General features: G+C 61.5%; 11 protein-coding genes. 4 read left to right on the top strand and 7 right to left on the bottom strand.

What is annotated here, in order from left to right; translation table 11 throughout:
- Positions 1 to 92: 92 nt before the first annotated feature.
- From YP76_RS14445 to YP76_RS14415, 7 genes are all read right to left on the bottom strand, one after another.
- Complete coding sequence (locus YP76_RS14445; RefSeq protein ID WP_046764418.1) at positions 93 to 1,262, bottom strand: alpha-hydroxy acid oxidase; 1,170 nt, start codon at positions 1,260 to 1,262, stop codon at positions 93 to 95.
- A 15-nt stretch (positions 1,263 to 1,277) separates the two neighbouring features.
- On the bottom strand, positions 1,278 to 2,441 hold the full coding sequence (locus YP76_RS14440; protein WP_046764301.1) for a thiolase domain-containing protein: 1,164 nt from the start codon (positions 2,439 to 2,441) through the stop codon (positions 1,278 to 1,280).
- 64 nt (positions 2,442 to 2,505) lie between these two features.
- Positions 2,506 to 3,150 (bottom strand): CoA transferase subunit B, encoded by a 645-nt coding sequence (locus YP76_RS14435; RefSeq protein ID WP_046764300.1) that lies wholly within the window; start codon positions 3,148 to 3,150, stop codon positions 2,506 to 2,508.
- Between the two features lie 10 nt (positions 3,151 to 3,160).
- Positions 3,161 to 3,865, bottom strand: coding sequence for a CoA transferase subunit A (locus YP76_RS14430; protein ID WP_046764299.1), 705 nt, complete (start codon positions 3,863 to 3,865; stop codon positions 3,161 to 3,163).
- Between the two features lie 211 nt (positions 3,866 to 4,076).
- A complete protein-coding gene (locus YP76_RS14425) occupies positions 4,077 to 5,129 on the bottom strand; it encodes an aldo/keto reductase (RefSeq protein ID WP_046764298.1) in 1,053 nt (350 codons plus the stop codon).
- On the bottom strand, positions 5,126 to 6,208 hold the full coding sequence (locus tag YP76_RS14420; protein ID WP_198147498.1) for an amidohydrolase family protein: 1,083 nt from the start codon (positions 6,206 to 6,208) through the stop codon (positions 5,126 to 5,128). The genes YP76_RS14425 and YP76_RS14420 overlap by 4 nt, the downstream gene beginning before the upstream one ends.
- A complete protein-coding gene (locus YP76_RS14415) occupies positions 6,208 to 6,564 on the bottom strand; it encodes an antibiotic biosynthesis monooxygenase family protein (protein ID WP_052757446.1) in 357 nt (118 codons plus the stop codon). The genes YP76_RS14420 and YP76_RS14415 overlap by 1 nt, the downstream gene beginning before the upstream one ends.
- Positions 6,565 to 6,823: 259 nt before the next feature.
- Between YP76_RS14415 and YP76_RS14410 the strand changes: the two genes are divergently transcribed.
- The 4 genes from YP76_RS14410 (at position 6,824) to YP76_RS14395 (ending at position 12,235) form a co-directional block, all read left to right on the top strand.
- The gene (locus YP76_RS14410; RefSeq protein ID WP_046764297.1) at positions 6,824 to 7,423 is read left to right on the top strand and encodes a VOC family protein; all 600 of its coding nucleotides are present in this window, start codon (positions 6,824 to 6,826) and stop codon (positions 7,421 to 7,423) included.
- A gap of 90 nt (positions 7,424 to 7,513) precedes the next feature.
- A complete protein-coding gene (locus tag YP76_RS14405) occupies positions 7,514 to 8,476 on the top strand; it encodes a fumarylacetoacetate hydrolase family protein (protein WP_046764296.1) in 963 nt (320 codons plus the stop codon).
- A 60-nt stretch (positions 8,477 to 8,536) separates the two neighbouring features.
- Positions 8,537 to 10,795, top strand: a complete 2,259-nt coding sequence (locus YP76_RS14400) for a TonB-dependent receptor (protein ID WP_046764295.1) — start codon at positions 8,537 to 8,539, stop codon at positions 10,793 to 10,795.
- Positions 10,796 to 11,035: 240 nt separating this feature from the next.
- A complete protein-coding gene (locus YP76_RS14395; protein WP_046764294.1) occupies positions 11,036 to 12,235 on the top strand; it encodes a cytochrome P450 in 1,200 nt (399 codons plus the stop codon).
- Positions 12,236 to 12,386 lie beyond the last annotated feature (151 nt).

Genomic DNA, 12,386 nt, shown 5'->3' with positions numbered 1-12,386 from the left:
TTTCTCCTTCATGGTGCCTGTGCACAGGGCGGCGCCCGTTTCCAACGAATTTTCTCTCCGGTGTCCGGCACCTTGGGTCGAATTCCTTGGGATCACCGCCTCGCAAACTCGGGTTGAAGCGGGGCAGAGGCAAGGATGCGCGCGTCGACATCCTTGATGTCGCGCAGCCCGCAGAGCGCCATGGTCGTGTCCAGCTCCTTGCGGAGAATGTCGAGCGCGACGAGGACCCCGGCCTCGCCCATCGCGCCCAGCCCATAAGTGATGGAGCGGCCTAGCAGGATGCCCTTGGCCCCAAGGGCAATGGCCTTGATGATGTCTTGGCCGGACCGGATGCCGCCGTCCATCAGCACCTCGATGCTGTCCCCCACGACGTCCACGATAGCGGGCAGGGCGGAAATCGACGAAGGCGCGCCATCCAGTTGCCTGCCGCCATGGTTGGACACGATGATCGCCTCCGCCCCGGTCCTTGCGGCATTGTCCGCATCTTCCGGGTCGAGGATGCCCTTCAAGATCAGCTTGCCCTGCCACCTGTCCTGGAACCGCTTCACATCGTCCCAACTCAGGCAGGGATCGAACTGGGAGGCGGTCCAGGACGACAGGGAGCCCATATCCGCGACGCCTTCGACATGGCCTGCGATATTGCCGAACGAGCGGCGCGGCGTGCGCGCCATGTTCCAGCACCAGCGCGGTTTGCTGGCAAGATTGAGCAGATTGGCCAGGGTCGGCTTGGGCGGCGTGCTGAGACCGTTGCGGATATCCTTGTGGCGCTGTCCCAAAATCTGCAGGTCGAGGGTCAGGACGAGGGCGGAGCAGCCGGCCGCTTTGGCCCGGTCGATCAGCCGGTCGCTGAAGTCCCGGTCGCGCATGACGTAGATCTGGAACCAGAAGGGCCGGTCGCTATGCCGGGCGACATCCTCTATCGAGCAGTTGCTCATGGTGGAGAGAGTGAAGGGCACGCCGGCCTTCGCCGCCGCCCTCGCCGCGAGTATCTCGCCATCGGCATGCTGCATCCCCAGCATGCCCACCGGCGCGACCGCCACCGGCATGGTGGCGTCATGCCCCACAAGGGTGGTCGCAAGCGAGCGATCGGTCATGTCGACCGCCACGCGCTGCCGAAGCTTGATGGCTTCGAAGTCGCGGCTGTTCGCCCGGTAGGTGCTTTCGGTCCAGGAACCGGAATCGGCATAATCATAGAACATGCGGGGCACGCGCCTCTTTGCGAGCAGCCGCAAATCCTCGATGCAGGTAATCATTTTCGTCATCATGCCGATCCGGCGTCAGTTTTTGACCGCTTCCACGATTGACACATAAGTGGCGACCGCGTCTCCCCCCATATTGGCGGTCAGCGCCAGCGACGCCCCGGGCAGTTGCATGTCGCCCGCTTCGCCCAGCACCTGCCGGGCCGCCGTGACGAGCATCGACACGCCGGTCGCGCCCACGGGATGCCCCTTCGACTTGAGGCCGCCGGAAAGATTGACCGGCAGCTTTCCGCCCCGCCGCGTCTGCCCCTCGATCACGGCTTCGCGTGCCTTGCCGGGTTGTGTGAGGCCCAGCGCTTCGACCATCATCAGCTCGGCAATGGTGAAGCAGTCATGCACTTCCGCAAGGCTGATGTCGTCCACCGTGACCCCCGCCTGCCGAAAGGCCTGAGCGATCGCCCGCCTGGGACCGGCGAAGGCGATCGGGTCCTTGGCCGCCATCGGCAGATAGTCATTGACCTGTTGCCAGGCGCGGAAACCGGCCGCCTTCGGAAAATCGGACAGCATGTCGTCGGATACGATGACCAGTGCTGCCGCGCCGTCCGAGATCAACGAACAGTCGGTGACCTTGAGCGGCGGCGCGATCATCGGATTCTTCTCCGACGGGGCGAGGCAATAGTCCAGCGCCAGCGGACGGTGCATCTGGGCGAGGGGGTTGAGCAGCGCGTTCTCGTGGTTCTTCACCGCGATATGCGCCATCGCCTCGACAGGATCGCCATGATGGTGGGCATAGGCGTGCGCATAGCGGGCGAACACTTCCGGAAAGCTGACATGCGCCTCATCCTTCTGGTAGCCGGCGCCGGCCAGCGCGCGCGTGACCCCGGCGGTGCTCTGATGGGTCATCTTCTCCGCGCCGACGACCAACGCCACCCGCACGCGGCCGCTGCGGATCGCGTCGATGGCGGCATAGACCGCCGCCGAACCCGTCGCGCAGGCATTTTCGCAGCGATTGGCGGGCTTGAACCGCAAGCCGGGGTCCGCGCCCAGCACCATGGACGAGCAGAATGTGTCGGGCACCAGGCCGGAGTTGAAATGCCCCAGCCATATGGCGTCGACATGCTTGCCTTCAATTCCGGCTGAATCCATCGCCTCTTTTGCGACCGAATGGATGAGCTCCTCCAGGCCGAGCGCGTCAAAGCGGCCGAATTTCGAATGTCCCCATCCAACGATTACAGCTTCCATCGTTCCTCATCCTTGTCTTTTCAGTTCCGCGACTTGGCGGATCGGCGCCGGTCCGGTGTGCCGTTCAGTTCAGGGCCTCGACATAAGCCGCGTCCGTCTTCTCCCTGACCTCTCCGGCGGAAACGCCGGGCGCCAGTTCGATCAACTTCAGCGACGGCGTCCGCGCGGGATCGACCTCGAACACGGCGAGATCGGTGATGATCAGGTCCACCACCTGCCTGCCCGTCAGCGGCAATGTGCATTCGTTGACGATCCGGGACTGGCCCTTCGCCTCATGCTCCATCACGACGACGATGCGCGGCACGCCGGCAACCAGGTCCATCGCGCCGCCCATGCCCTTCACCATCTTGCCGGGGATCGTCCAGTTGGCGAGGTCGCCCTTCTCCGACACTTGCAGGCCGCCCAGGATCGAGATGTCGATATGGCCGCCGCGCATCATGCCAAAGCTCATCGCGCTGTCGAAAAAGGACGTGGTCGGAATCTTCGTGACCGTCTCCTTGCCCGCATTGATAAGGTCGGCATCCTCCTCGCCCGCATAGGGAAACGGCCCCATGCCGAGCATGCCGTTTTCCGAATGAAGCTGGATCGACACGCCTTCCGGGATCATGTTGGCGACCAGCGTGGGAATGCCGATGCCCAGATTGACGTAAAATCCGTCCTTCAGTTCCTGGGCGGCTCGGGCTGCTATTTGTTCGCGATTCCAGGGCATGTTCTTCCTCTCAGGCGCGTTGGCGGACGGTGCGCTTTTCGATGTGCTTGTAGGGATCGGGCACTTGCACCATGCGCTTGACGAAGATTCCGGGGGTGATGATGTGATCGGGATCGATCTCCCCCGGCTCCACCAGATGCTCGACCTCCGCGACCGTCACCTTCGCCGCTGTTGCCATCACCGGATTGAAGTTGCGCGCGGTCATCCGGTAGACCAGATTGCCCTCGCTATCGCCCTTCCAGGCGTGGATCACGGCCAGATCACCGAATATCCCGCGCTCCAGCAGATATTCGCGCCCATCGAAGAGGCGCGTTTCCTTGCCTTCGGCCACCTGGGTTCCGACACCGGTCGGCGTGTAGAAGGCGGGAATGCCCGAACCGCCCGCCCTGATGCGTTCGACCAGCGAACCCTGCGGGCAATATTCCAGCTCGACTTCCCCCGCGAGATACTGTTTCGCGAAGGTCGCATTCTCCCCGGCATAGGAGGCAATGAGCTTCCTGACCTGACGGGAATTCACCAGCCTGCCGACGCCCATGCCGTCCAGCCCCGGATTGTTCGTGACGATCGTCAAATCCCTGACGCCGGAATCCTCGATGGCGGCGAGCAGTGAGTCCGGAATGCCGCATATGCCGAATCCGCCCGATATGATCGTCATGCCGTCCCGCAGCAGGCCGGTCAGCGCCGAAGCTGAATCCCTGTAGACCTTGTTCGTCATTCTTCCTCTTCGTTCCTCGTCCCGGTCGGATAGGGGCCATGACCCTTCATGCAGGTGGATGGGCCTTGGCGGGGCGGCGTTCGCCATGCCTGGCGACTAGGGCATCAAACGCCGGTTCGTCAGATGAGGATTCCAGTCTCGCGATACCTGGAAATGGTGCGCGACCTGGATGGGATAGGTGGAATCGGCCTTCAGAGAGGCACCGTTCCCCTCATTGCCGCTTTGGCTCGAACGGCTTGGGTATTCGGCTATCGCCCAGGAAGGTCAGCATCCAGCCGGGATATTCCGGTTTCAGGGCGCTGACATCGTCCAGCCGTTTCATCTCCTCGGGCGACAGGGCCAGCTCGACCGCGGCGAGATTGTCGTCAAGCTGATCGCCATTCTTCGCGCCGATGATGACCGACATCACATGCGGCTTCGCCAGCGTCCAGGCCAGCGCCACCCGCGCCACCGATACGCTATGCGCGTCCCCAATCTCACGCATGACCGCGACGATGGGCCATGCGCGCTCCGTATCGACCGGCGGGAAATCGAACGTGGCGCGCCGCGAATCTTCCGGCGCCGGGGCGCCCGGCCCGAACTTGCCCGACAGCAGCCCGCCGGCCAGTGGCGACCAGACCATCAGGCCCAGTCCCTCGGCCTCGATCAGCGGCACGATTTCCCTTTCCACGTCGCGCCCGGCTATCGAATAATAGGCCTGTACCGTTTCAAGCCGGCCGTAATTTCTGGCTTCGCTGATGCCGATCGCCCGGGCGATCCGCCAGCCATGCCAGTTCGACGCCCCGAAATAACGGATCAGCCCCTGGCTGCGCAGATCGTCCAGCGCCCGCAGGGTCTCGTCCAGCGGGGTGACGGTATCGGTCTGGTGAATCTGATAAAGATCGATATGGTCGGTCTGAAGCCGCTCCAGGCTGAACCGGACCGCATCCATAATGTGCCCTCGCGATGCGCCCCGGTCGTTCGGGCCGCTCCCCACGATCCCGGACGTCTTGGTGGAGATGACCACATCCTTCCGCGCAACGCCCAGATTCTTGAGCGCCTGGCCCAGCATGCGTTCGGACTGGCCATGGAAATAGGTGTCCGCCGTGTCGATGAAGTTCACCCCGGCTTCCAGCGCGCGTCCGATCACGGCGTCGACTTGCGCCTGGGTCATATGGCCCATGCCGCGAAAGGCCTGCGCATCCGGATCGCCGCCAAAAGTCATGGCGCCAAGGCAAATTTCGGACACGAACAGGCCTGTCGATCCCATCTGCTTATATTTCATGGCCGGGAAAGCTCCTCGATTTCAAGATTATAGATGCGGTTCGCGGTGCCGGCGAAAATCTGGCGCCGCTCGTCTGCGGAGCAGCCTGCCGTGATGCGCTTATAGGCGTTGCACAGCGTACCGAACCCGCCGACATCGTCGGTGGGGCGGTTGCTTTCGAACATGCAGCGGCTGGCCCCGAACAGGTCGATGGCGGTTTCCACATAGGGCCGCCATTGCGCGGCCATTTGCTCCGAGCTTGCGGGCGGCTGCGCCCTGAACAGGCTCGATCCCAGCAGATAGGACCCCAGCCCACCCAGCTTGACCGAAACATTCTCGCAGGCCGCGATCTTGGCCATGTCGCGCCGCCATTGCGGAAATTCTTCCGCAAGGCGCCCGCCATGCGCCCCTATGCCGATCGGCTGACCGACATGGTTGAGGACGATCGGCGCATCGGGAAAGCGCGAGGCGAGAAAAAGCACATCGGACAATTTGGGGGCGAGGACGAAGGCGTCGAAGCAATATCCCGACCGCGCAATATGGGCAAAGCCGCGGAGAAATTCGTCCTGACGATAGAGGCTTTCCCCGCAATCGAAGATGCCGCCAAGGATCGACGGGTCAGCATCCCACAGGGCGGACTGGCGAAAGCCCTTCAGCCGTTGCGGCGCCGCCGCGATCTGATGCTCCAATATGCGGGACACCCAGTCGCCTCTTCGGCAATCGATGGCGGCAATGATGCCGGCCCCCACCAGGCAGGGCCCGTAAAGGCCGCTGGCCGCCATGGCGGCCTGCCCGTTGAGAAATTCCGTCTCTCCGACGCAGCGCAGTTCCGCCGGCCCGGTCGCGCGATACATGGACAGGCCTTCGGTTGCGATCGACGCGATGACATGATGGATGCTGCCCAGATAATCGAGATAATCGTCGATAAGGAAACGTCGCAGCCCCAGAACCGGCGCGATGGCGTCGCTGACCCGGTCGACCAGATGATGAGCGCTGTCGATCACGGGCAGGTCCGGGAAGAGCGGCTGTTCGTCGGGCCTGTCCATCCCTTCGGATTTCATGCCGTCGCCGGACCCTTCGCGCTGCGCGAGGGATGACATCAGAAATAATTCTCGACTGGCTCATTATATTCGAGCATCGGGGTTTCGAGGAAGAAATGCGCCACATGCGTCCGCCATTGCCGGAAGCCGGGCGATTCCCAGAATTGGGGCGCATGGTGGGCCTTGCTTTCCCATTTGATCAGCAGCCTGTATCGGCCCGGCTGATCGACAATGCGGTCGAGCGCCATGCCAAGACATCCATCGGCTGCGCGGAAAATCTCCACGCATTCGCCAACGGCCTGCTCGAAAGCGGGGGCGTGGTCGGGCGCGACGGCGATGACAGCATTTTCTATGACCATTTTCCGATAGCCCTCTTCCCAAACATTCCGCTCCGCAGGATTGCGTTGGTCATTCATTAAAATAGGCGGACGGCCGGAAGGCGATCAGAAAATGGGACGGCCGATACCTGGATCAGGGGTGCGAGGTTCTGCAAGCCAATCCCGCCGCGGACGGATGCCGGATGCCGCGCCGCTGTTTCACGCGGAAAATCGAGCATTGGCAGGGCGAGGTCGCTATTCTGGGTATCGGGGTAGGGGACTTCTCATCTGACGGCTCTTCGCCGTCTGCATAGAAGAGAGGACAGGCGGCATGCGACAAGCAGCCGGGAGGAGAGCTATGACACAAGAAGCCGGAGCTACCGCAAAATCCCCGCCGATGCTGAAATTTTCGCACATCGGCCTGGTCGCGACCGACGTGGACATGATGGCGCGCTTCTATGTCGATGTGCTCGGTTTTGCGATTACCGACCAGGGCGATTTCGGCGATCTCAAGGTCGTTTTCATGTCGCGCGATCCGGAGGACCATCACCAGATCGTGTTGACGAACGGCCGCCCGGTACATTTGCCCAGGAACACGATCAATCCCAAATTCGGGCCGGTCATCCAGCAGATCTCCTTCAAGATGCCGTCCCTTGCCGACTTGCGCGACATGAAAAATCGGCTGGAAGCAAGCGGCGCGACGGAGATCACCGCCGCGACGCACGGCAATGCGTGGAGCGTCTACGCGCATGATCCGGAGGGCAATTATATCGAATTCTTCGTCGATACCGACTGGTATGCCGACCAGCCATTTTACGTCCCGCTCGATTTGAACAAGAGCGACGAAGAGATCATTCGGGAAACCGAGGATATGTGCCGTTCCAGTCCCGGTTTCAAATCGATCCGGCAGTGGCGCGTCGACATCGCGAAAGTCATGCCGCCGCCCTTTCCCGAATAGTCGCAGCGCGCCGTATCGGCGCTGACGCGGGCGAGATGTCATTCGATCCTGCCGGGGGCGGGTTCGAAAACCCTACTCCATGGAGTTGTCATGAAGCTGGTTACCTTTGCCAATCAGGACGGACAGCGGCTAGGCGCGCTGGTGGAGGACCAGCTGCTCGATCTGGCGGCGGCGAACCCGGTTCCGGCATTCGCGTCGATGCAGGCCCTGATCGATGCAGGTCCGCAGGCGTGGGACGCCGCGCGCGCCACAATCGGCAAAGCGGATGCCAGCGCCCTGCGCGCCTTGGCGGACGTGTCGATCCTGGCGCCGCTGCCACAGCCCGTCCGCCTGCGCGATTGCAGCCTCATGCTGGAGCATATGGAAATCGTACTGGAACAGATGGCGCGACGGGCGGCGGCCGAGGAGGGCGATCCCGAAGCGGCCTATGATCGGTTGATCGCGTCCGGCAAATATCATCTCAACCCGACTTTCAAGAAGCAGTGCGTCTATTACAACGCGGACCACACGTCGGTGAGCGGGACGGGCGTGGACATATTGTGGCCAAGCTATTCGGACTATATCGACTTCGAACTGGAATGGGCCTGCGTCATCGGCCGACCGGCCAGGGATGTCTCGCGGGAGAGGGCGAGAGAGCATATCTTCGGCTATACCATTCTCAATGACTGGTCGGCCCGCGATGTGCAGATGCCGCTGATGTACACCATGAACGGGCCGGGCGAGGGCAAGGATTTTCCGGGGAGCTGGGGATTGGGGCCGTGCATCGCCACGCCGGACGAGATGGAAGATCCCTATGATCTGGTCATGACCGCGACGATCAATGGCGAGCAATGGACCCGCGGCAACACCGGTTCCATGTATCACAAGTTCGAAGACGCCATCGCGCAATTCAGCCGTGAAAAGACCATTTTGCCCGGCGAGGTGCTTGGCTCCGGCACAGTGCTGGGCGGCTGCGGTTTCGAGCTGGGGCGGTCCTTGTCCGCGGGCGATACCGTCGAACTGGAGGTCGAGAAGATCGGTATTCTTAGGAACCGGGTGGTTCGCGCGCACTAGTTCCGATCCAACTCGATAACCAAACGATAATGAAAACGGACCCTAACAGGGGAGAGGGAAATGATGAGAGGGATTTTGCTTTCGACCGTCGCGATCGTATCGGTGGCGATGCACGGCGCGGCCATCGCGCAAGACCAATCCGCCGGAGCGCAGACCGGGCCCGCGCAAAGCGGAATTATCGACATCATCGTCACGGCGGAGCGGCGCCTGTCTTCGGTGCAGACCACGCCTATCGCGATTTCGGCGGTGGGCGGCGAAGCGCTGCGCGAGAAGAACATCACCAATATCGAAAGCCTCAGTTCCAATATTCCGAACCTGAATTTCAATCGTGTCAGCAGCGATGCGAAGATTTCCATTCGCGGTATCGGCTATAATGCCATTTCCCCCGGTGGCGAACCGCGCGTCGCACTTTATCAGGACGGCATCTATCTGGCGCGGAACCAGGCGGCATTGCTCGGCTTCTACGACATAGATCGCGTGGAGGTGCTGCGCGGGCCGCAAGGAACGCTTTATGGACGCAACGCGATCGCCGGAACGATCAATGTGCTCAGCCGTGATCCGGGCGACAGCCTGAACGGCTATTTTACCGGCAGCGTCGGCAATTATGGCCTGATCGGCACGGAAGGCGCGGTGGGCGGCCCGCTGTCCCCGACGGTCCAGGCGCGGATTTCCTTCCGGACCGTCGACCGCAACGGCTATGGCAGGAACATTACGACCGGCGCGGACGTGAATGACGAGAATTCCCGCAGCGTCCGCGCAAGGCTGAAGTTCGATCCCGGCTCCACGCTCACGGTCAGGCTGACCGGCGATTACAGCATTTCGCGAGAGAATGACGGCGGCTATCGCTATGCCGGGCGGGGCAATTCGGCCATTCCGACATCGGTCGAACTGCTGGGCGCGGAGGTTCCGGACGATCCGCAGGATGCCGCCGGTTTCGGCCCGCGCCGGCGGATCGAGACCTATGGCTTTTCGGGTCAGGCGGACCTGGACCTGTCGGACAGCACGACCATGACCTTGCTGACCGCCTATCGTCACTTCACGGCTTCGCAGAGGACCAATATCGACGGGTCCGCCGCCGAGTTGTCGCAAATGTATATCGACGAGGCATCGAACGTCTTCTCGACCGAGCTTCGTCTGGCCCAGAAGATTGGCGATTTCGCGGACATCATCATCGGCGCCTATTATTTCCATGAACGGAACAGCGCCACCAACCAGGTGCCGTTCAAGGGCAGCGTATTCGGCGCCGCATTCCACGTCGACGGACTGGTCGATCCCGATGCGCTTTACGAATTTTACGGTTCCTACGGGCGGGTGAAGACCAATGCCAAGGCGGTGTTCGCGCAGGCCAATATCCGACTGACCCAAAAGCTCGAGCTGGACGTCGGCGCACGCTACAGCGACGAGAAGAAGGTGATTTTCGAGCAGCATCAGGTGGACGTTCTCAGCCCCTTCATACTCGACAATGCCCTTCGTCCGGGATTCGACCCCGCCAACGGCCTGTTCGGAAACGGCGCGGGTTCGCAGTCGGCAAGCTGGGACTCGTTCGATCCCAAGGTCACGCTCAGCTACAAGGCGGGCTCCGGCATCTATCTCTACGCCACCTATTCGCGCGGCTTCAAGGCGGGCGGTTATAATGTCGGTGGCATACAACCGGCATTCCGGCCGGAAAAGTTGACCAATTACGAGGCGGGGATCAAGGCCGACCTGTTCGACCGTCGGCTCCGCATCAATCTGTCGGCGTTCAACTATGACTATAAGGATTTGCAGGAAAGCATCATCGACGGGATCAATATCGTCACCAAAAATGCCACGAAGGCGCGTGTTCGCGGTATCGAGGCGGAAATTACGGCGAAGCCCACCGACGCGCTGACGCTGCAACTCAACGCGGCCTATCTCGATGGCAAGTTCAAGGAATTCAGGGACATCGATCCGGCCTTTGCCGACCTGGGCTCGCAGAACCTCAAGGGCAACCAATTGCCTGACGCACCGAAATATCAGGTGGGCGGCGAAGTCGGATACAGGATCGGGACCGGTTTCGGGGACATCACGCCGCGTGTCAATGTGACGTGGTTCGACCGGGTGTATTTCAATCACTTCAACACGGTCGAAATGTCCCAACCGTCCCGGACCATGGTGAATTTCTATCTCGGCTGGACCTCACCCGGCGCGGCATGGTCGGCCACCGCCTTCATCAAGAATGTGACCGACGACACCTATTTCGCCGGGGCAAACACCAATTTGGGCCTGCTCGGCTTTTCTCGAACGGTTGCTTATGGTGCGCCCCGTACCTTTGGCCTGAGCGTGACCAGGACGTTCTGAATATAATATTCCCGGTCTCTGTGTTCCTTGAAATGGAGCGGGACGAGCGGGGCTCTCAACCTATGTCGATCAGGATCAAGGGTCCTGATCGACATTGTCGTTTGTTGGAGTGATTTTGAATGAAATGGAACATATCCCGGCTCGGAAATCGCGCAAAAAAGGATAACGGGGCCTGTTCCGATTCAATGTGATCGCAACGGACTCCACGCCTGATCGCCATGTAAACAGGAGATTGATGCCATGGAAGTGTCGCAACCCACCGAAAGCAGGACTCCAGTTTCCGAAATCGACTTTTGGTCGGACGAGGTCGTTTCGAACCCCTATCCCTATTATGATCAGTTGCGCGATCTGGGCCCCGCGGTCTGGCTCGCCCGCCACGAATGCTGGGCGATCGTCCGGCACAAGGAATTGCGCGAGGCGCTCCTTGCTTCCGAAGCCTTCACGTCCACGGCGGGGATCGGCATGAACGCCGAGGCTAACAAGAACAGCGAAGGCGTGATGATCTTTTCGGACGATCCGGATCATGCCCGCCTGCGTCGCGTGTTCAACCGGCCGCTGCTGCCAGGCGCATTGAACGCGTTGAAGGACCGATTGACTGGGCTTGCCGAGCAGAGGGTCGACCAACTCGTCGCGAAGGGGGCGTTCGATGCGATCCCCGAGCTTGCGCAGTTCCTGCCGCTGACGGTCGTCACGGACCTTGTCGGCCTGACGGACGAGGGCAAGGCAAACATGCTGCGTTGGGCGGGTGGGCTTTTCGACGCGCTCGGTCCCGAAGGACATCCCCGAACATTGTCGGGTATCGAGATAGCGATCGAGGCCTTCACCTATCTGCACAACCTGCCGCGCGAGGCGCTCGACCCGCAGGGATGGGCTGCGGGGCTGTTCCGCGCCGCCGATGCGGGCGACCTGTCGCATGACGAGGCCCGAAAGATGATGATGGACTATACGGGCCCAGCCCTCGACACGACGATCAACGGACTTGGCAATGCCCTGTCGCTTTTTGCCCGGCATCCGGAACAATGGGACCGGCTGCGCAGTGATCCGGAATTGAAGAACAGGGCGATCGAGGAGGCTTTGCGGCTGGAATCGCCCGTGCGGGCATTTGGCCGCCGACTGACGCGGGATTATGATATGGACGGCGGCGCCCACATGCATAGGGGCGATTGGGCGCTGATGGTCTATGCCAGCGGCAACCGCGATGAGCGGCGGTATGAGGATCCGGAAAAATTCGACATCGCGCGCGATGCGCGGGATCATGTCGCCTTCGGCTATGGCATGCATTTATGTGCCGGCATGCATCTTGCCAAACTGGAAATCCGGACGATGCTCGACGTGCTGGTCCGGCGCGTGAAGCGTTTCCATCTCGTCGAGGAGGAGATGGTCATGCACAATCTGATCCGTGGCCGTGACCGGCTTATCCTGAACGTCGATCCGGCCTGAGGCAAATTGCGGTAGGCGGTTCGTTTTCTTGTGGCCGATCTTGCCAAAGAAAATCCATCCCGCCGCGCTTGCGGTGAGAGGGAAAGGGTCCGGTTCCTCCTGACCGAGAGCGCGCTGCGTAAATCGGACGCAAGTCGCGCTCTCTACTTCT

It is taken from the genome of Sphingobium chungbukense, assembly GCF_001005725.1.
In the GTDB taxonomy this organism is placed as follows: domain Bacteria; phylum Pseudomonadota; class Alphaproteobacteria; order Sphingomonadales; family Sphingomonadaceae; genus Sphingobium; species Sphingobium chungbukense.
Note: the sequence above shows the minus strand (reverse complement) of the source record. Positions and strands in the feature narration are given on the sequence as shown.